Below are 23,978 nucleotides of genomic sequence, written 5' to 3'. Positions count from 1 at the left end.
AGGGACCTGTGTCTGATCCGGACGAGGACACCGAGAGCACGGAGCACGGTGGCACGTCGGCGGCCGAGTACGCCGCGGGCGGGCTGGGCGGGCTGCTGGTGTTGTTGCTGGTCGCCTTCCTCGGCTACCAGGCCCTCGCGGTGCGGGACAGCGGACCGGACCTGGCTGTCGAGGTCACGGACGTCCGGCTCGTGGGCACCGGGTACGAGGTGCGCCTCGAGGTCACCAACGACGGCGGCACCACGGCCGAGGCTGTCCACCTCGGCGGCGAGCTGGCGCGAGACGGACGGCAGGTGGAACAGGCGTCGGCCAGCATCTCCTACGTCCCCCCGGACAGCCGGCGGGAGGCGGTCCTGGTCTTCACCGCCGACCCACGCGACGGCGACCTCGCCGTCGGCGTGGAGGGCTACCGGCCCGCCTGAGGGAAGGGCAGCCAGTGGCGCGCCCGGCAGGGATCGAACCTGCGACCAAGTGCTTAGAAGGCACCTGCTCTATCCACTGAGCTACGGGCGCTCGCGGCCAGATCATCGCATCGGACCGGGGCGTCGTGCCGGAACCGGGGGCGTAGCGGTCGGCACCGACTGCTCGGTGTCGGCCGTCCACAGCGGGCGGGCGTGTCCACAGTCCAGCCGGACGCCTGTCCTGGCCCGCCGCTGCGCTCCACGGTGGTCCCAGCCCGGCAGGTCGCCGGGGACCGCACCCTGAGGAGCACCGTGAACGACACCCCTCTGCACGTCGTCGGCAACGTGGTCGACGTCCCGCGCCAGAACCGGACCAGCAACGGGTCGGTGACCAACTTCCGGATGGCCTCCACCTCCCGCCGCTGGGACGAGGAGACCAAGGGCTTCATCGACGGCGCCACGCTGTGGATCGACGTGGCCTGCTGGAACGAGCTGGGCGGCAACGTGGCCCGCAGCGTGACCAAGGGCGACCCGGTGGTCGTCGTCGGCAACCTGCTGACCGAGTCCTGGGAGAGCGAGACGGGGCGCCGCAGCGCCAACCGGATCAAGGCGATCGCGGTCGGGTTGAACCTCGCCCGCGGCTGGTCGGACTTCACCCGGCCGCCGCGCGTCGACCGGTCCGCCGGGCTCGCCTCCCCGCAGGAGCCGGGTGAGGACGCGTCGTCGACCGAGGACCCGTACGCCCACCGGCCCACGGACTACACCGGGGGGTCGGAGACGTTGCACAGCACAGACTCCGAGGTCACGTCCGAGGAGCCGGCGGTCCCGGCGCTGACGTGAGCCTCCCCGGCTGGGAGGATCGGAGCTGAGAACGCAGGGGGCGGGGCCGGTGCCCGCCGAGCACGGCTGCCCCGCCCCGCCCCCACTCGCGACCCGACGGAAGGCTCCCACTCAGTGGCCCAGTACATCTACTCGATGGTCCGTGCGCGCAAGGCGCACGGCGACAAGGTGATCCTCGACGACGTGACGCTGGCGTTCCTGCCCGGCGCCAAGATCGGTGTCGTCGGCCCCAACGGTGCCGGCAAGTCGACCGTCCTGAAGATCATGGCCGGCATGGAGACCGCGTCCAACGGGGACACCGTGCTCGCCCCCGGCGCCTCGGTCGGCATCCTGGAGCAGGAGCCGCCGCTGAACGAGGACCTCGACGTCCGCGGCAACGTCGAGGAGGCGGTGAAGGACCTCCGCGCGGCGCTCACCCGCTTCGAGGAGGTCAGCGCCGCCATGGGCGAGCCCGACGCCGACTTCGACGCGCTGATGGCCGAGCAGGGCGAGCTCATGGAGGTCATCGAGAACGCCGAGGGCTGGGAGCTCGACAACCGCATCGAGCAGGCGATGGACGCGCTGCGCTGCCCGCCCGGCGACGCCGACGTCCGCGTGCTCTCCGGTGGTGAGCGTCGCCGGGTGGCGCTGTGCAAGCTGCTGCTGGAGGCCCCCGACCTGCTCCTGCTGGACGAGCCCACCAACCACCTGGACGCGGAGAGCGTCGCGTGGCTGGAGCAGCACCTGGAGAAGTACGCCGGCACCGTCGTCGCCGTCACCCACGACCGGTACTTCCTGGACAACGTCGCCCAGTGGATCCTCGAGCTCGACCGCGGCCGGGCCTACCCCTACGAGGGCAACTACTCCACCTACCTGGAGACCAAGGCCACCCGGCTCAAGGTCGAGGGGGCCAAGGACGCCAAGCGCGCCAAGCGGCTGAAGGACGAGCTGGAGTGGGTCCGCTCCGGTGCCAAGGCGCGCCAGGCCAAGAGCAAGGCGCGGCTGGCCCGCTACGAGGAGATGGCCACCGAGGCGGACAAGTTCCGCAAGCTGGACTTCGAGGAGATCCAGATCCCGCCGGGCCCGCGACTGGGCAGCGTCGTCGTCGAGACGAACAAGCTCACCAAGGGCTTCGGCGACCGGGTGCTCATCGACGGGCTGTCCTTCACGCTGCCGCGCAACGGCATCGTCGGCGTGGTCGGGCCGAACGGCGTCGGCAAGACCACGCTGTTCAAGATGCTGGTCGGCGAGGACAAGCCCGACGACGGCGACATCAAGATGGGCGAGACGGTGAAGGTCGCCTACGTCGCGCAGGACCGCAGCGGCATCGACCCGGCCAAGAGCCTGTGGGAGGTCGTCTCCGACGGCCTGGACCACATCAAGGTCGGCAACGTCGAGATGCCCTCCCGAGCCTACGTCTCGGCGTTCGGCTTCAAGGGCCCGGACCAGCAGAAGAAGGCGGGGGTGCTCTCCGGCGGTGAGCGCAACCGGCTGAACCTGGCGCTGACCCTCAAGCAGGGCGGCAACCTGCTGCTGCTCGACGAGCCCACCAACGACCTGGACACCGAGACGCTGACCAGCCTGGAAGGCGCGCTGCTGGAGTTCCCCGGCTGCGCCGTGGTCGTCAGCCACGACCGGTGGTTCCTCGACCGGGTGGCGACGCACATCCTGGCCTACGAGGGCGACTCGAAGTGGTTCTGGTTCGAGGGCAACTTCGACGACTACGAGAAGAACAAGGTCGAGCGGCTCGGCCCGGACGCCGCCCGCCCGCACCGCGCCACCTACCGGAAGCTCACCCGGGACTGACGAAGGACCCCGCTGCCCCCCCTGCAGCGGGGCCGGCGGGACCTCGACGGCCGGTCGGAGCGCTTCGCTCCGGCCGGCCGTCGTCGCGTGGTGGCCTTCGGTGTCCGGCCTGCGTCAGGCGCCGAACCGGGCGACGAAGCGCACCTGGCCGCGGGTCTCCACCGCGTGCCGGCGGTAGTGCCCCCGCACGAAGGCGACCGCCCGGGCCGGGGGGAGTCCGTCCAGGACGGCCAGGCAGGCCAGCGCCGTCCCGGTGCGACCGGTGCCGCCCGCGCACGCGACCTCGACCCGCTCGGTCCCCGCCCGCTGCCACAGCTCACCCAACGCCTCGTGCAGGTCGCCGGGGGCGGTGGGCAACCGGAAGTCCGGCCAGCACACCCAGCGGGTGGTCCAGGGGACGGGACACGGGGGCCGGCCCAGCAGGTAGAGGCCGTACGTGGGCGTCGCACCGCCCTCGGGCAACGGCCGGCGCAGGCCGCGACCGCGGACCCGGCGCCCCGACGGCAGCACCAGCACGCCTGGCTCGGTCTCCGCCCACGGGTCCACGAGCGCACCGTAGGCCTGCACGCGCCGCGAGGGAACAGGGCCGCTGCGGACGGCGGCGGGCCATGAGGCAGGGTGACCGGTGTGAGGCACACCGTCGCCGTCCCGATGCGCTGGTCGGACATGGACGCCTATCAGCACATCAACAACGTGGCCTTCCTCGGCTACTTCGAGATGGCGCGGGTCGACCTGTTCTTCGACCAGCCCACCCACGACGAGAAGACCGGCCTGCGCCGCGGCATCGTGGTCGCGACGCACGAGATCGCGTACAAGCGGCCGGTGCTCTACGACGCCGACCCCCTGCAGGTGCAGATCTGGGTCTCCGGCGTCCGGGCTGCCGCCTTCACCTGTCACTACGAGCTCTTCGACCACGGCCAGCTGGCCGTCACCGGCAGCACCCTGCTGGTGACGTTCGACTTCGCGCTGAACCGGCCGCGCCGGCTCACCCCGGAGGAGAAGACCTTCCTGGCCCGCTACCTCGACGAGCCCGGCGACTGATCAACCGCAGCGACGAGAACCGCCCCGCTGCGGCATCCGCGGGGGCGGACACCGCAGCGGGGCGGTCCTGGTCAGGTGCCGGGAGGTCAGCGGCTGCGGCGGACCAGCGCCCAGGCGCCGCTCAGCACACCGGCGGCCACGACCGCCTTGACGAGGCCACCGACGATGAACGGGTAGAAGCCCGCCTCCAGCGCCGCAGAGGCCGAGAGCCCGGCGCTGACGGCCAGCCACGGCACCCCGACGGCGAAGATGACCGCCTGGCCGGCGACGAACAGCGGTGCGGCCTTCAGCGGCTGCCGGTCCATCCCGCGACGGGCGGCCAGGCCGATCAGGAAGGCGGCGGGGATGAAGCCGACGACGTACCCGCCGGTGGCACCGAAGACGACCTCGACGCCGCCACTGGCTTCCGAGTAGAACGGCAGCCCGACCAGCGCCGCCATGATGTAGACGGCCTGCACCGCCACCCCGCGGACCGGACCGAGGCTGGCCGCGGTCAGCACGACCGCCAGCGTCTGGCCGGTGATCGGCACCGGCGAGCCGGGGACCGGGATGGACACCTGGGCCAGCAGTGCGGTGAATAGCACGCCGAGGCCGACCAGCGCGACGTTGCGCGCCCGGACGGCCGGCACGAGGTCGGCGAGAACGAGCGGGCGCGCCGGGAGCGCGGGCAGCGAGGCAGTGGCCACGGGTCCTCCTGAGGTGCAGGTCGGCGCGGTGCGCCGTGGGTCGGCTGAGAGTCTGCCCTACCCGGGCGCGTACCCGAACCGCTGGTGCGCCGGGCTCACGGTCGCAGCCACACGGCCCCGTCGACCGGCACTGCGCCGTCGGCGACCGGTGCGCTCGCCAGGAGGACCTGCCCCTCCGGCAGCGGGACCGGTGCGGCCGAGAGGTTGAGCAGGCAGACCAGCCCACCGGGGCGCCGGAACACCAGGCAGCCCTCCGGTGCGGGCAGCCACTCCACGCCGTCACCGGCGAAGGCGGGAGAGCTGCGGCGCAGCGCCAGCGCGGCTCGGTACAGCGACAGCATCGAGTTCGCGTCGTCCGCCTGGGCCTCGGCGGTCAGCGGCGCCCAGCCGGTGGGCATCGGCAGCCAGGTGTCGGCGGTCGTGGAGAACCCGTACGGCGGCTGGTCGCCGGACCAGGGCAGCGGTACCCGGCAGCTGTCCCGTCCCCGCTCGGTGCGCCCGGAGCGTTCCCAGATCGGGTCCTGCAGCACCTCGTCGGGCAGGTCGACGTCGGGCATGCCGAGCTCGTCGCCGTTGTAGACGTAGGCGACCCCGGGCAGCGCCAGCTGCAGCAGCGCCGCGGCCCGCGCTCGCCGGGTGCCGACCTCACCGCCGCCGTAGCGGGAGACGTGCCGGGGCCGGTCGTGGTTGGACAGCACCCAGCAGGCCGGCGCCGGGGTGGCGGCGACGGTGGCCAGCGAGTGCTCCACCGCCGAACGCAGCTCCTCGGGCTCCCACTCGGCGGTCAGCAGCCGGAAGTTGAAGGCCAGGTGCAGCTCGTCCGGGCGCAGGTACTGGGCCAGCCGCTCGTCGTCGAACACCCAGACCTCGCCCACCGCCATCCGGTCGGGGTAGCGGTCCAGCACCGCGCGCACCCGCTGGTGCAGCTGGTGCACGTGGTCCTGGTCGAAGCGCAGGTCGCCCGGGCCGTCGTCGGCGAACAGCCCGGTGTCCTCCGCCGGCACCATGTCCGGCAGCCCGGCGGGCTTGGCCATCCCGTGCGCCACGTCGATCCGGAAGCCGTCCACCCCGCGGTCGAGCCAGAACGCCAGGGTCTCCTCGAGGTCGGCGACCACCTCGGGGTTGCTGTAGTCGAGGTCGGGCTGCTCGGGGGCGAACAGGTGCAGGTACCACTGGCCGTCGGGCACCCGGGTCCAGGCCGGCCCACCGAACACCGAGGGCCAGTTGTTCGGCGGCTGTGCGCCGTCCGGGCCGGCCCCGTCGCGGAAGAAGTACCGGTCCCGGGCCGGGGAGCCGGCCGGGGAGGTCAGCGCCTCGCCGAACCACTCGTGGTCGTGGGAGCTGTGGTTGGGCACCAGGTCGATGGTCACCCGCAGGCCCAGCTCGTGGGCGTCGTGCAGCAGCGCGTCGAAGCCGGCCAGGTCGCCGAAGACCGGCTCCACGCCGCGGGGGTCGGCGACGTCGTAGCCGTGGTCGTGCATCGGCGAGGGGTAGAACGGCGTGATCCAGAGGGCATCGACGCCGAGCTCGGCGAGGTACGGCAGGTGCGCGCGGATGCCGGCCAGGTCACCGACGCCGTCGCCGGTGGCGTCGGCGAAGCTGCGCACGTAGACCTGGTAGAAGACCGCGTCCCGCCACCAGTCGGCGGTCGTGGGGGAGACGGGCGGCGGGTGCTGGCTCAGCGGGGGCTCCTCGGGAGGTCGGTGCAGGTGCGGCCGCGGCGCAGGGGTCGGTCAGCGGTTCTGCATGCTGTGCGCCGCCATCTCCAGGTAACCCCACAACGTCGCGTCCTGCTCGGCGGTCAGCTCGAGGGAGTCGACGGCGGCCCGCATGTGGGTGAGCCACGCGTCGCGCGCCTTCTCGTCGACGGCGAAGGGCGCGTGCCGCATCCGCAGCCGGGGGTGTCCACGCTCCTCCGAGTAGGTGCGCGGCCCACCCCAGTACTGCTCCAGGAACATCCGCAGTCGGGTCTCGGCGCCCTCCCAGTCGTCCGCCGGGTACATCGGGCGGAGGATCGGGTCCTCCCGGACCGCGCCGTAGAAGTGCGCGACCAGGGTGCGGAAGGTCTGCTCGCCGCCGATCTCGTCGTAGAAGCTGCCCGCCGACGGCAGCGACCGGCTCGTCTCGCTCATGACTGCGATGGTCCTCCAGGGACGGGCGCCGGGTGCACGGGGGCCGTGGCCGCTGGGGGTCGGCTGCGCCGCAGGGCGATCAGCGGGACGACGACGACGACCAGGCCGAGGCCGCCCGACAGCGCCACCACCGTGCTCGGTGCCAGGGCCTCGGCCCCGAGCCCGGCCAGCACCACACCGAGCCCCTGGACGCCGGCGAGCCCCGCGGCCGCGACGCCGAACGCCCGCCCGCGGTAGGCGCTGGGCACCGCCTGCACGAAGGCGACGTTCAGCGGGATCGAGCAGGCGCCGCCGATCCCGGCGACGAAGAAGAGCGCCACCACGGCGGTGAACGCGGCGGTGCCGGTGCCCAGCCACAGGGGCACCAGCCCGGCCAGCAGCACACCGCTCAGCGACAGGGCGACCAGCGGGGCCAGCAGTCGCTCGCGGACGTGTGGCGGGCAGAACCGGCCGACGACCAGACCGCCGAGGGCGGTGCCCGCCGGTGCGGCGGCCAGCAGCACGCCGGTGGCCGCGGTCGTGCCCTGCAGCTGCAGGCCCAGCGGGGTGGCGATGCCCTCGGGGGCGTTGACGAACAGGGCGGCCACCCAGAGCACCCCGACGATGGACAGCAGCCGGGGCGTGGTGGCGACGAACCGCATGCCGCTGGCGGTCTCCTGCCACAGCGATCGGGCCTCGGCCTCGGCGTCGGCCACCCCCGGCGCCGGGCGGGGCTGCAGGCCGAGGGCCAGCCAGCCGGCGGAGACGGCGAAGGTGGCGGCGTTCAGCAGCAACGCCGCCGAGGGGGAGAAGTGCAGGAGCAGGGCGCCGCCGAGCAGGAAGCCGATCACCTGGGACACCTGGGCCGTGATCCCGGTCAGCGAGGTGGCCACGGCGTAGCGGTCGCCCTCCAGCACGTCGGCCATCAGCGCTGACCGGGCCGCCTCGAACGGTGGCGAGCACAGCGACACCAGCAGCAGCAGGCCCAGCAGCAGCGCCAGCGGCATGCCCGGGACCGCCATGCCGGCCACCAGGACCGCGCGGATCACGTCGCTGGTGATCAGCACCCGGTGCCGGGGGAGCCGGTCGGCCAGCGCGGCCAGCACCGGGCCACCGAGGACCCACGGCAGGTAGCTGATCCCGAAGGTGATCGCCGACAGCAGCGCCGACTGGGTGCGCTGGTAGACGAGCACGGTCAGCGCGACCCGGGCGAGCTCGTCGCCGATCGTGGAGAGCAGGTAGGAGCCGAACAGCGGACGGAACTCGCCGACGGCGAAGACCTGCCCGTAGGTGGCCGGCCGACTGGTCGGGCGTGCTGGACGCGAGCGGGGGCGGCTCAGCAGCGTCCCCTGCCGTCAGGGGCGGCGATCACCGTTCGTGCCCGTTCCATGACGCGGGAGTGTGGCAGGTCGGGCGCGCACCGTCGCTCACCGGCAGGGGAGCTGCTCGGCGTGCCGCCCGCGTTCCGGTACCGGAACGCCCAACTGCGGCCCGAGCTGCCGCTGAGGTGGCGCTGCCACATGACGGAAGCTCCCGTTGACGTGACCTGCGCCACGACCTAGCGTCCGCCGCCACCCACCCGAACGCCGTCCCCCTGTCTCGTGTGCGGCGGCCGCCGAGATCCACTGGAGGAACGCGTGCTCAGGACGTCCAAGAGCTCGATGGTGCTGGGCTCGATGGTGATCGGCGCCCTGGTGCTCGCCGGCTGCGGCGGCGGGGACGACGAGGCCGCCGAGCCCGCGGCCGGCGCGGCAACCGATGAGCTGACCACCGTGCGGGTGGGGGCGATCCCGATCGTGGACGTGGCGCCGCTGTACCTGGCCCAGGAGGTCGGGATCTTCGCCGACCACGGCCTGGAGGTGGAGCCCTTCCTCGCCCAGGGCGGCGCCGCCATCGTGCCGGCGGTGCTCTCCGGGGAGGCGGAGTTCGGCTTCTCCAACATCACCAGCCTGCTGCAGGCCGAGTCGCGCGGGGTGCCGCTGGCCCTGGTCGCGCCGGGTCCGGGGGCCACCGGCGACCCGGAGGAGGATTTCGCCGCGGTGATCGTCCCCGACGACTCCGACGTGCAGGAGCCGGCCGACCTGGCGGGGAAGCGGATCGCCATCAACTCGATCAACAACATCAGCGACACCGTCGTCCGGGAGACCGTCCGGCAGGACGGCGGCGACCCCTCGTCGATCCAGTTCGTGGAGCTGGCCTTCCCCAACATGGTCGCCGCGGTCGCCGACGGCTCGGTGGACGCGGCCTTCGCCGTGGAGCCGTTCGCCACCGTCGGGGTGAGCCAGGGCATGCGGGTGGTCGCCGCCCCCTACACCCAGACCGACGAGGCGCTGACCGTCGCCGGGTACTTCACCTCCGACCAGTACGCCGCCGAGAACCCCGAGACCGTGCAGGCCTTCGCCGATGCCATGGAGGAGGCGCAGCAGTACGCCACCGAGCACCCCGACGAGGTGCGCGAGGTGCTGGGCAGCTACACGAACATCGACCCGGCGATCGCCCAGGAGCTGACGCTGCCCACCTACCAGACCGAGATCAACCGCGACTCGGTCGAACGGCTGCTCGAGCTCGGCGTCGAGGACGGGATCATCCCCGAGGGCGTGGACCTGGAGAACGTGTTCGCCGACCTGGAGTGAGCGGGCCGGCCGGCGCCCGCCCTCAGCTTCGGGCGGGCGCCAGCCCGGTGTGCGCCGCCAGGAAGGCCAGCTGGTCGGCGGCCAGGCCGACCGTGCGACTGACCGCCCGGGCCCCGTGCCCGACCGACAGCTCCCGGCGCAGCACGATCGGGGCCGCCGCCGTCGTCGCGTGCTGCAGGGCGGCGGCGAGCTTGCGGGCGTGCAGCGGGTCCACCCGGGTGTCGGACTCGAAGGTCGTGAACAGCACCGCCGGGTAGGCGGTGCCCTCGACCACCCGGTGGTAGGGCGAGTAGCCCAGCAGCCAGCCCAGCTGCACCGGGTCGGCGGCGGTGCCGTACTCGTCGTTCCAGGTGCGGCCCAGCCCGAACAGCTCGTACCGCACCATGTCCAGCAGCGGGGCGCTGCAGACGACGGCGGCGACCAGGTCGGGGTGCTGGGTGGCCATGGCGCCCACCAGCAGCCCGCCGTTCGAGCCGCCCATCACCGCCAGCTGCGCCGGCGTCGTCCAGCCCTCGGCGATCAGGTGACCGGCGGCCGCGGCGAAGTCGTCGAACACGTTCTGCTTGCGCTCCCGCATCCCGGCCCGGTGCCACTCCTCGCCGTGCTCGGACCCGCCACGCAGGTTCGCCACCACCCACACCCCGCCGGCGGCCACCCAGGCCAGCGCCTGCGCGCTGTAGGCCGGGGTGAGCGAGACGTTGAAGCCGCCGTAGCCGTAGAGCACGGTCGGGCGCGGGGTGTCGGGGGTGCCGGTGGCGGAGAGCACGAACAGGTGCACCGGCGTCCCGTCCGACGACGTCGCGTGGGCCTCGACCACCTGGACGTCGGGCACGCTGCCGGCCACCGGCGCCTGCTCGTGGGGGGTGAGCGCAGTGGGGTCGGCCGCGTCCCAGCGGAGCACCGACGGGGGCGTCGCGTAGTCGGTGAAGCCGACCCAGGCGGTCGTGCCGCCCTCCGGCGGCGCGCTGACGCCGGCGACGCTGCCCGGAGGGAGGGCGGTCACCTGGGCGAGCCGGCCGGAACCGTCGGCGGCCCACACCGAGAGCCGGTCGGTCGCGTCGACTGCGTGGACGGCGAGCACCCGCAGGTCGCCGTCGGGGCCGTCGACCAGGGCGACGTCGCCGAGCACCCCGTCGTCGGACTGCGGGACCACCTCCTGCCAGGCCGACGGCGTCCAGCTGGCCGGGGCGGTCGGGTCGGCCACCACCAGCCGGCTGCGAGGGGCGTCCCGGTCGGTGTGCAGCCACAGCCGGCCGTCCCGGGCCACCCACGCCGAGGTCTGCGCGTCCACGCCGACCTGCAGCTCGCGGAGGACGCCGTCCCCGGCCAGGTCGGCCAGCCACACGTCGTCCCGCGGCGCGGTGCCGACCGAGGCGGAGACGACCAGCCAGCGGCCGTCGGCGCTGGTGCGGGCGCCGAAGTAGGTCGCGGGGTCGCTGCCCTCCCCGTGCACCAGGACGTCGTCGGCGGGGTCGGTGCCCACCCGGTGTCGCCACACCCGGCGGTGGAACTGCTCCTCGCCGGCCGGGACGAGCTCGGGGGCCAGCCGCCGCACGTAGAAGAGCTCCGTACCCCCGGGCAGCCAGCCGACGGGGGAGTAGCGGCAGCGGTCGATCGGGCCCTCGACCAGCTCCCCGGTGCCGACGTCCAGCAGGAACAGCTGGGACTCCTCGTCGCCGCCGACCGAGACCTGGTAGGCCAGCCGGTCGCCCTCCCACGAGGGCGACCAGGCGTCCAGCGTGGTGGTGCCGGCCGGGTCCAGCGCCGTCGGGTCGACCAGCACCCGCACGCTGCCGTCGGGTTCGGTGACCCGCAGCACGGCGTGCTCCTGGCCGGGGTCACGGCGGGTGGAGAAGGCGCGGCCGTTGCGCCACACCGGGATGCCCACGGCACCGGCGTGCACCAGTTCGGCCATCCGCTCGGCGAACGCCGGACGGCCGGGGAGGCCGGCGAGGAGCTCGGCGGCCAGCTCGTCCTGCGCGGCGGCCCAGGCCACGCTGCGCGGGTCCTCGGCGTCCTCCAGCCAGCGGTAGGGGTCGGCGACCGGGTGACCGTGCAGGTCGTCGACCAGGTCCAGGCGGGGGGCATCGGGGTAGCGCACGCGCCGACCGTAATCCGGGCACGGTCGGCCGTCGGCGGGGGTCGCTCCCGTTATCACACCGGGGCAGTGCAGGATGAAGGTGCCCGTGGGCTGTCGAAGCCGTCGGTGGCCGGGGGCACTCGGAGGTGTCCCGTGTCGATCACCGCACTCGGGTCGTCGTCCGGGCCGGGTACCACCGGCTCCCGACGCGACGCCCTGGCCAGTCCGCACGCGCCTGCCCCGGCGGCGTCCACCACCGGCGCGACGCTCCTGCTGAACGCCACGTACGAGCCGTTGTGCGTGGTCTCCAGCCGCCGCGCGATCGTGCTCGTCCTCGCCGCCAAGGCCGAGGCCGTCGACGTCACCGACGACGAGGTGCACGCCGAACGGGTGACCGTGGCCGTGCCCGTCGTCGTGCGGCTGACCCGGTACGTGCGGGTGCCCTACCCGGTGTCGGTGCCGCTGTCCCGCCGGGCGGTGTTCACCCGGGACGGGCAGACCTGCGTGTACTGCGGGGGGTCGGCGACCAGCATCGACCACGTGGTGCCGCGCAGCCGGGGTGGCACCCACACCTGGGACAACGTCGTGGCCGCCTGCCGGCGCTGCAACCACACCAAGGCCGACCGGTCGCTGGCCGAGATGGGGTGGTCGTTGCCGCACCCGCCGGGCGCGCCCAGCGGTGCCGCCTGGCGGCTGCTCGGGCACCGGACGGTCGACCCGCGCTGGCGGGAGTGGCTGGGCATGCCCGACTCGGTGAGCGCCTGACGAACTTGGCAGGATCCCGGACGTGAACGACGGAGCACGGCGACTGTGGTCCCTCGGTGAGCCGTTCCACGCGCTCACCTACTTCGCCGACGAGGCGCGCACCGCCTACGCCGAGGCCGGGGTCCGCGGCTTCTGGGCGGGGTACTTCGCCGGCCGCGCCGCGCCCCTGGGGCCGGTCGGGCCGGCGCTGGTGACGGCGACCTTCGGGTCCTTCGCCCCCGAGTTCGTCGCCCGCCGGGTCCCGGACGTGTGGACGGCGACGTCCCCGGCCGCCGCCCTCGCCGCCCGGCTGGCCGGGGTGGACGCCGCGGTCCACCGGTCGCTGTCGGAGTGGCTCGGTTCCCCCGAGGCCGAGGAGGCCGCGACGCTGGCCCGCCGCGCCGCCGAGGCCGTCGACGTCCTCGGCCGGCCACTGGCGGCGGCCAACGCGGACGTGCCCTGGCCGGTCGAACCGCACCTGGTGCTGTGGCAGGCGCTGACCACGCTGCGCGAGCACCGGGGCGACGGTCACCTGGCCGTCCTGCTGCAGCACGAGCTGTTGGGGCTGCCGGCACTGGTGCTCACCGCGGCGGCCGGGACGTCGTCGGCCGACTGGCTGCAGAAGGCCCGCGGCTGGTCGCCGGAGCAGTGGGCGGCCTGCGCCGAGGAGCTCACCGGACGCGGCCTGCTGGCCGACGGGGAGCTCACTCCCGAAGGTGTCGCGCTCCGCCAGGCGGTCGAGGCCGACACCGACCGCCTGGCGCAGGGCCCGTGGACGGCGCTCGGGCAGGACGGCTGCGATCGGCTGGCCGAGCTGCTGACGTCGGTGCGCCGGGCGATCGTGGCGGCGGGGGACTGGCCGCCGCAGAACCCGATCGGCGTCCCGGAGCCGGCCTGAGGCCCGGCTGTCAGGTCACCCGGGCGCGCTCGGTCGGGTAGCCCTCGTGCGCCCGGTCGGCGAGCACGGCGCGCAGCCGGTCCATCGCGTCCCAGACGTCGACGAACCGGGTGTAGAGCGGCGCGGGGCCCAGTCGCAGCCGGTCCGGGGTCCGGAAGTCCGGCACGACGCCGCGGTCGATCAGCGCCTGGGTCAGCTGCCAGGCCTGCGGGTGCGCCAGGCTGACGTGCGCCCCACGCCGGGCCGCCTCCCGCGGTGAGGCGACGGTGACCCCGTGTCCGGCCAGCCACTCGTCGGCCAGCGCGATCACCAGCTCGGTCAGGGCCTGGCCCTTGACCGCCAGTCGCTCGATGCCGGCTTCCGCCGACAGCCGGGCGCCGACCTCCACCGCGGCCATGGCCAGCACCGGGGGAGTGCCGACGGCGAACCGGTCCACGCCGTCGGCCGGGTCGTACGCCGTCCCCATGGCGAACTGGTCGCGCTGCCCGAACCACCCCCAGATCGGCTGGCGCAACTGCTCCTGGAGCTCGCGGCGCACGTACAGGAACGCCGGGGCGCCCGGGCCGCCGTTGAGGTACTTGTAGGTGCAGCCCACCGCCAGGTCGGCCCCGGCCGCCGTGAGCCCGGCGGGCACCGCGCCGGCGGCGTGGCTGAGGTCCCACACGACGAGCGCCCCCGCGTCGCGGGCCAGCCGGGTCACCTCGGCGATGTCGACCAGCGCGCCCGAGCGGTAGGCGACCTGCGAGAGGACGACGACGGCGACCCGCTCGTCCAGCGCACCGGCCAGCACGTCGAGGTCGAGGCCGGTGTCGATGTGCGCCGCCACCTCGCGCACCGTCATCCCGCGCGCCTCGGCCACCCCCGCGACGATGTACCGGTCGGTGGGGAAGTCGTCGGCGCAGCAGACCAGCACGTCCCGGCCGGGGCGGGCGTCGGCCGCAGCGACCAGCAGCTTGTAGAGGTCGACGCTCGTCGTGTCACCGACCAGCACCTCGCCGGGCCGCGCCCCCAGCACGCCCCCGGCGAGGACGTCGCCGATCCGCCCGGACTGCTGCACCCAGTCGCGCCAGGAGCCGACGAGCCCCTGCCCCCACTCCTGCTCGACGACCCGCGCGACGGCGGCGGGGGTCTCCTTCGGCAGCCGGCCCAACGAGTTGCCGTCCAGGTAGAGCAGCCGGTCGGGGCCGTCGTCGTCGGTGCCGGTGAAGCGGGCGCGGAACCCGGCCAGCGGGTCGGTGGCGTCGGCGGCTTCGGCGGCGGCGCGGGAGAGGTCCACACGGAGATCCTGCCGGTGGCGGCTAGCGTCCGGGAGGTGACCTCCTCGCCCGGCACCCAGCTGCACGACCTGACCGCGCTGGAGCAGGCGGCGGCGGTCCGCGCGAAGGAGGTGAGCCCGACCGAGCTCGTCGAGCACTCCCTCGCCCGCATCGAGGCGCTGGACACCGCTCTCGGGGCGTTCCTGACCGTCACCCCCGACCGGGCGCGCGCGGCGGCGGCGGCAGCCGACCAGGCAGTGCTGGCCGGCGGGGACCTGCCGCCGCTGCACGGCGTCCCGACCGCGATCAAGGACCTGGCCAACACCGCCGGGGTGCGCACCACCTTCGGCTCGGCGGTGCTGGCCGACTTCGTGCCCACCGTCGACGACGCCGTGGTCACCGCGCTGGCCGCCGCCGGCACGATCAGCCTGGGCAAGACGAACACCCCCGAGTTCGGCTTCCCCTGCTACACCGACAACGACCTCGCCGGCCCCGCCCGGTGCCCGTGGGAGCCCTCGCTCCTGGCCGGGGGTTCCAGCGGCGGTGCGGCTGCTGCGGTGGCCGCCGGGCTGCTGCCGTTCGCCCACGGGTCCGACGGCGGCGGCTCCATCCGCATCCCCGCCGGGATCAACGGGCTGTTCGGGATCAAGCCCAGCCGCGGCCGGGTGAGCAACGGCCCGCTGAGCAGTGAGACCACCGGCCTGGGCGTCCAGGGGCCGCTGGCCCGCACCGTGCGGGACGCCGCGGCGATGCTGGACGCGATGGCCGGGCCGGTGCTGGGTGACCCGTTCTGGGCGTCGCCGCCGCCGGCCGGGGAGACCTTCCTCGGTTACGCCGACCGCCCGCCGGGCCGGTTGCGGATCGGCCGCTACCTGGACTCCGGCATGCCCGGTGCCGATCTGGACCCGGAGGTGCGGGCGGCGTTCGAGGACGCCTCCGTGCTGCTGTCCGACCTGGGCCACGAGGTCGAGGACCTGCCGGCGGCACCGCTCACGCCCGAGGTCTTCCCCGCCTTCGAGGTGGTCTGGGCGTTGTCGGCCACGACGCTGCCCGTGCCACCGTCCCAGCTGGACCGGCTGCGACCGCTGACCCGGTTCCTCCGCGACCGGGGGCTGGCCCTCAGTGCGAGGGACGCCATGCAGGCGATGTTCACGCTGCGGGTCTTCGCCCGCCGGTTCATCCAGGCCACCACCCGGTACGACGTGCTGCTCGCCCCCATCTGCACGCTGCCGCCCCAGCCGGTCGGCTGGTTCGACGGGGACGGCGACGGGGCTGCCGACTTCGAGCGGCAGAAGCGGTACGCGGCCTTCCCGGCGGTCTACAACGTCACCGGCCAGCCCGCGGTCAGCGTGCCGCTGTGGTGGACGGCGGGTGGGCTGCCCATCGGGACCATGCTCGTGGGCCGCCCGGCCGACGAGGCCACCCTCATCTCGCTGTCCGCACAGCTGGAGGAGGCGCGACCGTGGGCGCACCGACACCCCGCGCTCTGGTGACCCGTCCTGCCGGGCCGGTGCTCGGTGGTCCCGGTAGATTGCCACCATGTCCGTGCTCGAGACCGTGCTCATCTACGGCGTCGTCCCGCTGGTGATCGTGCTGCTGTTCGCTGCGGTGACGTTGTTCCCCGGCCGCAGCAAGGACCGCACCAAGTACCGCCCCGGGCAGTCCTGGGACTACGCACCGCTCTGGTACGAGCCGCACCCCGACGTCCCCGGCGTGGTCGGCGGCCATGCCGAGGACGCTCCCGGGGCGGGGCACGCGGCCCCGCGGCTGGGTGCCACCGCCTCGGTGCTGGCCATCGGTCAGCGTCCGTACGTCCCCGAGGCCGACACCGTGCGGCGCACCGCTGCCGGCGGCGCCCGCGGGACCTGGTGACCGGGCCATGAGCACCTCTGCCGCCCAGCTCCCTCCTTCCTCCGGAGACACCCCCCCGATGACCCAGCAGCTCAACCGGCAGCCCGCCGCCGACCAGCACGGGCCCAGCGCGACGGATCAGACCGGGAACAGCTCCGTCATGGAGCCCGGCTCCGGGCCGTTCAGCTACCGCGACCTCGCCCGGCTCGACGAGGCGCTGACCATGTCCGCCAAGGAGACCGGGCTGCGGTTCACCCTCTACGTCGGCGAGCTGGGCAGTGACACCCGGGCCACCGCGGAGGACCTGCACGCGCGGTCCGGCGGCGACACCACGAACAGCGTCCTGGTCGCCATCTCACCCGGGCAGCGGGTGCTGGAGATCGTCACTGGCACGGCTGCCGCTCGCCGGCTGCCCGACCGGGCCTGCGCCCTGGCCGTCCTGTCGATGACCAGCCGGCTGGGCGCCGGCGACCTGGTCGGGGCGATCATCAACGGGCTGCGGCAGCTGTCCGACGCCGCCGGCCACCCCGCGCGCCGCAACGCCCACTAGTCGCGCCCCTGCAGGGGGCTGAACGCCAGCGGCCCAGGACTCGTCGAGTCCTGGGCCGCTGGCGTTCGGCGCCTCCGCTCTCAGCCGGCGGCGGCGTCCCGCTTGCGCGCCCACAGGGCGCGGGCGACGCCGTCCCGGCCCTCGCTCACCAGCCGGCGCAGCGGTGCCGGCGCGGACTGGTCGGCCAGCCACCCGTCGGCCGCCGCGAGCGTCCGCTCGTCGATGACCTTCGGGAACAGGTACTCCACGGCGTTCTTGGCGATCTCGCCGGGACGCCGCTCCCACAGCCCGCCGATGTCGGCGAAGTACCGGTCCACGTAGGGGGCGGTGAGCTCCTGCTGGGCCGGGTGCCAGAAGCCGGCGACCATCGCCTCGTGCACGGCGTTGGCGATGGACTCGTCGGTGAACGCCCGTTCCCAGGTCTCCGCCTTCGACTCCGGCGTCGGCCGCAGCGCCCGGGCGGTCGCGGCCCGCCGGGCGCCGGTGGCGGTGGCGTCCCGCTCGGCCTCCGCGTCGATCTCCGCGTCGCCGGCGGCCCCCACGGCGACCAGGCCGTGCAGGAACGCCCAGCGGGCATCGGTGTCGACCGTGAGGCCCTCGACGGCCAGGGACCCGTCGAGCAGCCCCCGCAGCGCCGCCACGTGCTCGTCGCCACGGGCCGCGGCCGCGAGGGTGCGCGACCACTGCAGCTGGGCGTCGCTGCCGGGCGCCGCGCCGTGCAGGGCGGCCAGCGCCTTGTCGGCCAGCATCTCCCAGCCGGTCGGCGCCCAGGCCGGGTCGGCGTAGGACGCCAGCGCCGACTGCACCCGGGCGAGCAGCGACTGGACGACGCTGATCTCGGTCTCCGCGTCGACGCCGGCGAGCACGAGCTGGACCCAGTCGCGGGCCGCCAGCTCACCGTCGCGGGTCATGTCCCAGGCCGCCGACCAGCACAGCGCTCGCGGCAGCGAGTCGGGGATCGTGCCGATCTGGCTGCGCAGCGTGGCCAGCGACCGCTCGTCGAGGCGCAGCTTGGCGTAGGTCAGGTCGTCGTCGTTGACCAGCACCAGGTCCGCGGCCGGGTGGCCGATCAGCTCGGCCACCTCGGTGCGGGCGCCGTCGACGTCGAGCTCCACCCGATGGGACCGGGTCAGCCCGTCGGGGCCGGAGCTGTAGAGGCCGACCGCCAGCCGGTGCCGCCGCAGCACGGGGTGCGCGGCGACGGCGGTCTGCTCGATCGCGAACGAGGCGTACCGGCCGGAGTCGTCGAGCTCGTAGACCGGACGCAGGGTGTTCACCTGGCTGGTCTGCAGCCACTGCGCCGACCAGTCCGACAGGTCCCGGCCCGATGCCTCGGAGAGCTCGCTGAGCAGGTCGTCGAGGGTGGTGTTGCCGTACTCGTGCTTGCGGAAGTACCGGCGCACCCCGGCCAGGAAGTCGTCCTGCCCGACGTAGGCCACCAGCTGCTTGAGCACCGAGGCGCCCTTGGCGTAGGTGATCCCGTCGAAGTTCACCTCCACCGCGGCGACGTCGACCATGTCGGCCGCGATCGGGTGGGTCGAGGGCAGCTGGTCCTGCGCGTAGGCCCAGGACTTCTCCGTGTTGGCGAACGTCGTCCACGCGGTCGTGTACTCGGTGGCCTCGGCCTGGCACAGCGTGGAGATGTAGGTCGCGAAGGACTCGTTGAGCCACAGGTCGTCCCACCAGCGCATGGTCACCAGGTCGCCGAACCACATGTGCGCCAGCTCGTGCAGGATCGTCTCCGCGCGCCGCTCGTAGCGCGCCCGGCTGGTCTTGGACCGGAAGACGTAGTCCTCCAGGAAGGTCACGCAGCCGGCGTTCTCCATCGCCCCGGCGTTGAACTCGGGGACGAAGAGCTGGTCGTACTTGTCGAACGGGTACGGGTAGTCGAACACCCGGTGGTAGAAGTCGAACCCGGCCTTGGTGACCGCGAAGATCGCGTCCGGGTCGAGGTGCTGGGCCAGCGACGCCCGGCAGTAGATGCCCAGCGGGATGCCGTCGTGCAGGTCGGTGACCCGCGCGTAGGGCCCGGCGACCAAGGCCACCAGGTAGGTGGAGATCCGCTTGGTCGGGGTGAAGTGGACCAGCTGCGAACCGGCCTCGCCGGCCTCGATCGTGCGGTCACCGGTGTTGCTGATGACCTGCCAGTCGAACGGTGCGGTGACGTGCACGGTGAACGTCGCCTTGAGGTCGGGCTGGTCGAAGCAGGCGAACATCCGCTTGGCCTCGGCCGGCTCGAAGTGCGTGTAGAGGTAGACCTGGGAGTCCTCCGGGTCCTCGAAGCGGTGCAGGCCCTCGCCGGTGCGGGAGTACCGGCAGTCGGCGTCGACGACCAGCTCGTTGGTCTCGGCGAGCCCGGGCAGGGCCAGGCCGCCCTCGGCGGTGTACCCGCTGACGTCGAGCTCGACGCCGTTCAGGGTCGCCCAGCGCACCCGGTCGGCCACCAGGTCGACGAAGGTGTCGGCGCCGGGCGTGCGGGCGTCGAACCGGATGGTGGTGACCGAGCGGAACGTCTCCTCGCCGGGATGGCCCTGGCCGTCGGTCACGTCCAGGAAGAGGTCGTAGCTGGAGACGGTCAGCAGCGCGGCGCGGGCCGCGGCGTCGTCACGAGTCAGGTTGGGAACTGCCACGCCCCGGAGCTTCCCATGCGGGGACGACGGTCTCCTCCCGTGTGCCCCTGGGGAGGGCGGGGAACAAGCCGGGGACGGCCCGACTTGGTTGGGCGCAGACGACCGGGTGGCGCGCGAGCGACCGCCCGGAGCACCGACGACAGACTGAGGAGCACCCATGACCGAGGCAGTGCAGAGCTCTCCCGTGAAGGCCCGCGTCGACTTCTGGTTCGACCCGCTGTGCCCGTGGGCGTGGCTCACCAGCCGCTGGGTGCTGGAGGCGGCGAAGGTCCGTGACATCGACCTGCAGTGGCACGTGATGTCGCTGTCGGTGCTCAACCGCGGCCGCGACCTGTCACCGGACTACCAGGAGATGATGGCCAAGGCGATCGGCCCGGTCCGGGTCGCGGTGGCCGCCGCCCAGCAGCACGGCGACGCGGTGCTCGGCGACCTCTACACCGCGATGGGCACGCTGCGGCACCACGAGGGCCGGGAGATCGAGGAGATCATCGCCCCGGCCCTGGACCGCGTGGGCCTTCCCGCCGAGCTGGCCGAGGCCGCCGGCTCCACCGAGTACGACGAGGCCCTGGAGAAGAGCCACCACGAGGGCATGGACCCGGTGGGCGACGACGTCGGCACCCCGGTCATGCACATCGACGGCGTGGCGTTCTTCGGTCCGGTGATCAGCAAGGTGCCGACCGGTGAGGACGCCGGCAAGGCCTTCGACGGCGCCGTCCTGCTGGCCAACCTGCCCGACTTCTGGGAGCTCAAGCGCACCCGCCTCTCCGGCCCGGACATGTCCTCGGTGCCCGCCGACGCCCTGGAGCTGACCGGCACCCGCTGACGCCGTGGACGGCCGCCTCCCGGACGGGGAGGCGGCCGTCGTCGTCCGTGGGGCTCGTCTCGTCCTCGCCCCGGGACACCGTCGTCGGCGTGTCCGGGCCTGACTCGTCGACCAGGGCGGGTGAGCACTGGACGTGCCGCAGCTCAGCCACTAGACATGCCGCAGCCGGGCCGGGCCGACCGGGCCGCCGAACAGCGACGGAGACCTCCATGTCCGCCCTGTCCACGCGCCGCGTCGCCGCCGTCACCATGGCCGGCCTGGTCACCGGTGCAGCCACCCTGGTCGCTGCCCCGGCAGCCCTGGCCGCACCGGCACCGCTGCCGACCCCCGTCCTCTCGGACACGACCGTCGTCCCGGGGCAGCCGTTCACCGTGACCTTCACCGGGTGCGGCCCCGACGCGGTCGGATCGCTCCCCGACGCAGACGGATCGCTTCCCCTCGTCTGGTACGAGATCACCAACGGGAACGACGTCACCGACACCAACGCCGCCAACGCCGACCCTGACGGCATCGTCACCTTCGACGAGTCGTTCCAGCCTGGGACGGCCCCGGGGGAGTACACGATCGAGGGCGTCTGCGATCACTTCTACCGGGTCCAGTTCTTCCCGCCGGTCACCGTGACGGTGGCCGAGCCCGCACCCACCCCGCCGTCCCAGCCGACCGGCCCGGAGAAGGGCGACGAGGACGACGCCAAGGCAAAGGCCAAGGCGTTCGTCCTGGCCAAGGCGAAGGCGTTCGTCAAGGACAAGGGCCTGACCAAGGGCAACGCGAAGGCCAAGGCCAACGCGAAGGCCCAGGCCAAGGCGTTGGCCAAGGTCCTGGCCGAGGCAAGGGCCAAGGCCAAGGACTGAGATCCGGGCACGAGCTGCGGGTGAGCACCTGCCGGAGCTGTGCGGGCCGGCCGCTCCGCAGCCGCCCGGTCGACGGCCAGCACCCGCTGAGCATCCCCCCACCCTCGGGGGTGGGTGCGGCAGGATGACCCGATGCCGCACCCCCTTCGTCAGCGGATCTTCATCACCGGTGCCAGCGCTGGTCTCGGTCAGGGCATGGCCCGGGAGTTCGCCGCCCGCGGCCGTGACCTGGTCCTGGTGGCCCGGCGGCTGGACCGGCTGTCGGAGCTGCGCGAGGAGCTGTTGGCCCGGCACCCGGGCATCCGGGTGGTGGTCGGCGAGCTGGACGTCGACGACCCCGAGGCCGTCGCAGCGACCGTGCCCCGGCTGGCCGGGGAGCTCGGGGGCATCGACCGGTTCATCGCCAATGCCGGCCTGGGCAAGGGCACCCCGGTGGGCACCGGCGGGGCGCGGCCGAACCGGCAGGTCCTGGTCACCAACGTGCTGGGCACGCACGCCTGCTGCGAGGCGGCCGTCGCCCTCTTCCGCGCCCAGGGCAGCGGCCACCTGGTGGTCATCTCCTCGGTCGCCGGGGTGCGCGGCATGGGCGGCACCCGGACGGCGTACGCCACCTCCAAGGCCGCCGACGCCGTGCTCGCCGAGGGCATCCGGGCCGACCTGCTGGGGGACCGGCGCACCCGCGGCATCCGGGTCACCACCGTCCACCCGGGCTTCATCGAGACCGACATCAACACCGGCCGCCGCGGGCCGTTCACGGTCGACCTGGAGACCGGTGTCACCGCACTGACCGCGGCGATCGAGCGGGAGCCGGTGCGCGCGTACGTCCCGGAGTGGCCGTGGCGCCCGGTCGCGGGGCTGCTGCGGGTCCTGCCGCTGCCGCTGGTCCGTCGGCTCGCCTGAGGGCCCTCAGGCTCCCGGCGGTGCGGGGACGGCGTCCGGCACGTGGCCCGGGCCGGCCTCCGCCGGGCGGGGCCGGTCCTGCCGGTGCAGGCGCACCGCCACCAGCGCGACGTCGTCGTCGGGGCGGCCGTGCACCAGCCGCTCGATCACGGCGTCGCACAGCGCCCCCAGCCGCAGGTGGGCCAGGTCGGCCAGCGCCTCCCGCAACCGGTCCAGCCCGGCGTCCAGCCCGAGTGGGCCCTCCGGCCCACGCTGCTCGATCAGCCCGTCGGTGTAGAGGAACACCGTCGTGCCGCGGTCGAGCTCCGCCACGTGCTCGGCGCGCGTGGTGGTCGGGTCGACACCCAGCAGCAGGTCCGCGCGCCGGCTGCCCAGGGTGGTCACCCGGGCGTCGGTGTCGAGCAGCAACGGCGGCGGGTGGCCCGCGCTGGACCAGCGCATGGAGGTGACGCCGCGCCGACGTTGTTCGTCGGTCTGCTCGAAGCGGGCGATCGCGGCGGTGGCGATGGTGCCGACGGCCAGCACGTCCATCGCGCTGTCCAGCCCGGAGAGCACCTCCGCCGGTCCCGCGTCGCTGTAGACGGCGATGCCCCGCAGCAGGCTCCTCAGCTGCCCCATCGCGGCCGCCGCCTCGATGTCGTGCCCGGCCACGTCGCCGATGACGACCATCGTGGTGCGCCCGGGCTGGATGAAGGCGTCGTACCAGTCACCGCCCACGCGCGCGGCCTGCACGGCGGGCAGGTACCGGACCACGATCTCGGCGTGGTCGGGCTCCGGTGGGTCGGTGAGCAGGCTGCGCTGCAGGGCCTCGGCGACCTGCCGCTGCTGGGTGAACAGGCGCGCGTTGTCCAGGGCCGTGCCGGCCCGGGCCGCGACGTCGGTTGCGGCCCGGAGCTCGCGGGTGGTCCACGGTGCGGAGCCGGCGTCCCGGAACAGGCTGAGCAGACCCACGGTGCGGCCACCGGCGAGCAGCGGGACGCCGGCGACGCAGCCTGGCCGCAGGGCGGCCAGCCGCTGCTGCGCCTGCGGGGTGACCACCAGCGCTGCGGTGAAGGAGTCGAGTTCGTCGGCCCGGCCGTCGCCGACGACCGCCGGCCGCCCGCTGCGGATCGCCAGCCGTGCCGGTGAGTCCGCGGCCAGGGCGCCGGTCCGGGACTCGGCGTAGGCCTCGGCGGCGTGCTGCAGCTCAGGGTCGCGGTGCACCACGGCGACGTCGTCCAGAGCACCGCTGGTCGCGTCGTACGTGCTGACGATGACCCAGTCGGCGAGCCGGGGGACGACCAGCCGGGCGAGCCGGCGGACTCCCTCGTCGACCTCGAGGGTGGTGCTCAGTGCAGCGGAGGTCTCGGTGAGCAGGTCCAGCAGGTCCAGCGCCGCGGGGTCATCGACCGTCGCCGGCGACGTCGCGGGTGCGACGGCCCGGCGCCGCTCGGCGGTGACGTCGTGGAACTCGACGTCCATGCCGCCGGCGGCCGGACGCACCGACATCCGGTACCACCGGTCGTGCGGGGGGTAGTACTGCTCGAAGTCCACCGGCTCCCGGGTGTCCATCGTGTGCCGGTAGGCCCGTTCGACGTCGGTGCCCAGGGTCAGCGGGTGGATCTCCCACTGGGTGCGACCGAGCAGGTCCTCCCGCCGCTCCTGCAGCAGTGCCTCGGCGGCCCGGTTGACGTACACCCAGCGGAAGTCGCCGTCCATGCAGACGAGCGGGATCGCGGCCGACTCCACCCAGGCACCGGCCCGGTGTGGGTCGGGGAGCGGGTGGGCAGGGGCCCGGTCCGGCACGGGTCTCCTCCGGATCGGCGGTGGCTGCCCGCCGCTGCTCGGATCAGGCGCCACGAATCTCATCACACGCAACCGGGTCGCGGGGAGGACTTTGGTCCCTGGTCTCCGAGGCG

Annotated in this window: 22 protein-coding genes and 1 tRNA gene; 13 read left to right on the top strand and 10 right to left on the bottom strand. The window is 74.0% G+C overall.

The window, feature by feature from the left end:
• The first annotated feature begins 8 nt into the window (after positions 1–8).
• The gene (locus O2W20_RS15190) at positions 9–422 is read left to right on the top strand and encodes a hypothetical protein (RefSeq protein ID WP_269171344.1); all 414 of its coding nucleotides are present in this window, start codon (positions 9–11) and stop codon (positions 420–422) included.
• 15 nt (positions 423–437) lie between these two features.
• Here O2W20_RS15190 and O2W20_RS15185 read toward each other — a convergent pair.
• A tRNA-Arg gene (locus tag O2W20_RS15185) sits at positions 438–513 on the bottom strand.
• Positions 514–713: 200 nt separating this feature from the next.
• Here O2W20_RS15185 and O2W20_RS15180 point away from each other — a divergent pair.
• Positions 714–1,241, top strand: a complete 528-nt coding sequence (locus O2W20_RS15180) for a single-stranded DNA-binding protein (RefSeq protein ID WP_269171346.1) — start codon at positions 714–716, stop codon at positions 1,239–1,241.
• 114 nt (positions 1,242–1,355) lie between these two features.
• Positions 1,356–3,026: an energy-dependent translational throttle protein EttA gene (ettA, locus tag O2W20_RS15175; protein ID WP_269171347.1), complete on the top strand. Its 1,671-nt coding sequence runs from the start codon at positions 1,356–1,358 to the stop codon at positions 3,024–3,026.
• A gap of 114 nt (positions 3,027–3,140) precedes the next feature.
• Here ettA and O2W20_RS15170 read toward each other — a convergent pair whose 3' ends face one another.
• A complete protein-coding gene (locus tag O2W20_RS15170; protein WP_269171348.1) occupies positions 3,141–3,572 on the bottom strand; it encodes a protein-tyrosine phosphatase family protein in 432 nt (143 codons plus the stop codon).
• Between the two features lie 81 nt (positions 3,573–3,653).
• Between O2W20_RS15170 and O2W20_RS15165 the strand changes: the two genes are divergently transcribed.
• Entirely contained in the window at positions 3,654–4,067 is a 414-nt protein-coding gene (locus tag O2W20_RS15165) for an acyl-CoA thioesterase (protein WP_269157286.1), read from the top strand.
• A gap of 86 nt (positions 4,068–4,153) precedes the next feature.
• Here the strand turns inward: O2W20_RS15165 and O2W20_RS15160 are convergent, their stop codons facing one another.
• The 4 genes from O2W20_RS15160 to O2W20_RS15145 all read right to left on the bottom strand — a co-directional run bounded on the left by O2W20_RS15160 (position 4,154) and on the right by O2W20_RS15145 (position 8,204).
• Entirely contained in the window at positions 4,154–4,753 is a 600-nt protein-coding gene (locus O2W20_RS15160; protein ID WP_269171349.1) for a biotin transporter BioY, read from the bottom strand.
• 95 nt (positions 4,754–4,848) lie between these two features.
• Positions 4,849–6,360 carry a glycoside hydrolase family 13 protein gene (locus O2W20_RS15155; RefSeq protein ID WP_269171351.1) on the bottom strand — a complete coding sequence of 504 codons (1,512 nt, stop codon included), beginning with the start codon at positions 6,358–6,360 and terminating at the stop codon, positions 4,849–4,851.
• A gap of 126 nt (positions 6,361–6,486) precedes the next feature.
• Entirely contained in the window at positions 6,487–6,885 is a 399-nt protein-coding gene (locus O2W20_RS15150; protein ID WP_269171352.1) for a globin, read from the bottom strand.
• Positions 6,882–8,204, bottom strand: a complete 1,323-nt coding sequence (locus O2W20_RS15145) for an MFS transporter (RefSeq protein WP_269171921.1) — start codon at positions 8,202–8,204, stop codon at positions 6,882–6,884. The genes O2W20_RS15150 and O2W20_RS15145 overlap by 4 nt, the downstream gene beginning before the upstream one ends.
• 297 nt (positions 8,205–8,501) lie before the next feature.
• On the opposite strand from O2W20_RS15145, the gene O2W20_RS15140 reads away from it, so the two are divergent.
• Complete coding sequence (locus tag O2W20_RS15140) at positions 8,502–9,497, top strand: ABC transporter substrate-binding protein (RefSeq protein WP_269171353.1); 996 nt, start codon at positions 8,502–8,504, stop codon at positions 9,495–9,497.
• Positions 9,498–9,519: 22 nt separating this feature from the next.
• On the opposite strand, the gene O2W20_RS15135 is transcribed toward O2W20_RS15140, so the two are convergent.
• A complete protein-coding gene (locus tag O2W20_RS15135) occupies positions 9,520–11,598 on the bottom strand; it encodes a prolyl oligopeptidase family serine peptidase (RefSeq protein WP_269171354.1) in 2,079 nt (692 codons plus the stop codon).
• 132 nt (positions 11,599–11,730) lie between these two features.
• Here O2W20_RS15135 and O2W20_RS15130 point away from each other — a divergent pair, with 132 nt between their 5' ends.
• Both O2W20_RS15130 and O2W20_RS15125 read left to right on the top strand, forming a co-directional pair.
• Positions 11,731–12,342, top strand: a complete 612-nt coding sequence (locus tag O2W20_RS15130) for an HNH endonuclease (RefSeq protein WP_331254056.1) — start codon at positions 11,731–11,733, stop codon at positions 12,340–12,342.
• A 22-nt stretch (positions 12,343–12,364) separates the two neighbouring features.
• Positions 12,365–13,219, top strand: a complete 855-nt coding sequence (locus O2W20_RS15125) for an SCO6745 family protein (RefSeq protein ID WP_269171355.1) — start codon at positions 12,365–12,367, stop codon at positions 13,217–13,219.
• Positions 13,220–13,229: 10 nt separating this feature from the next.
• Here the strand turns inward: O2W20_RS15125 and kynU are convergent, their stop codons facing one another.
• Positions 13,230–14,495, bottom strand: a complete 1,266-nt coding sequence (gene kynU, locus O2W20_RS15120) for a kynureninase (protein WP_269171356.1) — start codon at positions 14,493–14,495, stop codon at positions 13,230–13,232.
• 36 nt (positions 14,496–14,531) lie between these two features.
• On the opposite strand from kynU, the gene O2W20_RS15115 reads away from it, so the two are divergent.
• Genes O2W20_RS15115 through O2W20_RS15105 form a run of 3 tightly spaced genes read left to right on the top strand, consistent with a single transcriptional unit; the run spans position 14,532 to position 16,876 of the window.
• A complete protein-coding gene (locus tag O2W20_RS15115) occupies positions 14,532–15,968 on the top strand; it encodes an amidase (RefSeq protein WP_269171357.1) in 1,437 nt (478 codons plus the stop codon).
• 46 nt (positions 15,969–16,014) lie between these two features.
• Positions 16,015–16,347 (top strand): aa3-type cytochrome oxidase subunit CtaJ, encoded by a 333-nt coding sequence (gene ctaJ / locus O2W20_RS15110; protein ID WP_269171358.1) that lies wholly within the window; start codon positions 16,015–16,017, stop codon positions 16,345–16,347.
• A gap of 58 nt (positions 16,348–16,405) precedes the next feature.
• Entirely contained in the window at positions 16,406–16,876 is a 471-nt protein-coding gene (locus tag O2W20_RS15105) for a DUF5130 family protein (RefSeq protein WP_269171359.1), read from the top strand.
• Positions 16,877–16,956: 80 nt separating this feature from the next.
• Here O2W20_RS15105 and pepN read toward each other — a convergent pair whose 3' ends face one another.
• Complete coding sequence (gene pepN / locus O2W20_RS15100) at positions 16,957–19,506, bottom strand: aminopeptidase N (RefSeq protein WP_269171360.1); 2,550 nt, start codon at positions 19,504–19,506, stop codon at positions 16,957–16,959.
• 157 nt (positions 19,507–19,663) lie between these two features.
• Between pepN and O2W20_RS15095 the strand changes: the two genes are divergently transcribed.
• The 3 genes from O2W20_RS15095 (at position 19,664) to O2W20_RS15085 (ending at position 22,080) form a co-directional block, all read left to right on the top strand.
• Positions 19,664–20,329 (top strand): mycothiol-dependent nitroreductase Rv2466c family protein, encoded by a 666-nt coding sequence (locus O2W20_RS15095; protein WP_269171361.1) that lies wholly within the window; start codon positions 19,664–19,666, stop codon positions 20,327–20,329.
• A 209-nt stretch (positions 20,330–20,538) separates the two neighbouring features.
• Positions 20,539–21,180 (top strand): hypothetical protein, encoded by a 642-nt coding sequence (locus O2W20_RS15090; protein ID WP_269171362.1) that lies wholly within the window; start codon positions 20,539–20,541, stop codon positions 21,178–21,180.
• A gap of 132 nt (positions 21,181–21,312) precedes the next feature.
• Positions 21,313–22,080 carry an SDR family oxidoreductase gene (locus tag O2W20_RS15085; protein ID WP_269171363.1) on the top strand — a complete coding sequence of 256 codons (768 nt, stop codon included), beginning with the start codon at positions 21,313–21,315 and terminating at the stop codon, positions 22,078–22,080.
• Between the two features lie 6 nt (positions 22,081–22,086).
• Here the strand turns inward: O2W20_RS15085 and O2W20_RS15080 are convergent, their stop codons facing one another.
• Positions 22,087–23,865: a SpoIIE family protein phosphatase gene (locus O2W20_RS15080; protein ID WP_269171364.1), complete on the bottom strand. Its 1,779-nt coding sequence runs from the start codon at positions 23,863–23,865 to the stop codon at positions 22,087–22,089.
• Between the last annotated feature and the right edge of the window lie 113 nt (positions 23,866–23,978).

Source organism: Modestobacter sp. VKM Ac-2982 (genome assembly GCF_026967935.1).
Classification (GTDB): domain Bacteria; phylum Actinomycetota; class Actinomycetes; order Mycobacteriales; family Geodermatophilaceae; genus Modestobacter.
This window is presented reverse-complemented; position numbering and strand designations above follow the sequence as displayed.